Below are 266 nucleotides of genomic sequence, written 5' to 3' on the forward strand. Positions count from 1 at the left end.
GCTGTAGGTGGCAGGCCCGGGCAGCGTGACGACCGAGCCGTCGGGCGCGCGGACCAGCGAGTTCTCGACAAAGCCTCCGACCACCGTCACCCGGTCATGGGTCGCAAGGCCATTCAGTGTCCCGAAGCGCCGGGTCGAGGCGCTGAGCGTGTCGATCTTCGCGAGGGCGCCATCGGTTCCGAACGGCTCGTCCCGCGGGTCGTCGAAATAGCTCTGCCGGGCGCCGCGAGGATGGTCGGACGGGTCGTCGTCGCGCTGGATACGGC

The 266-nt window shown here is 69.9% G+C and carries 1 protein-coding gene; it reads right to left on the minus strand.

What is annotated here, in order from left to right; translation table 11 throughout:
- Positions 1-266 (minus strand): hypothetical protein (locus ACUYLD_RS25705; protein WP_446676244.1); only part of this gene is annotated, 266 nt, incomplete at both ends.

The sequence above is a fragment of the Paenibacillus sp. SER-28 genome, assembly GCF_052906305.1.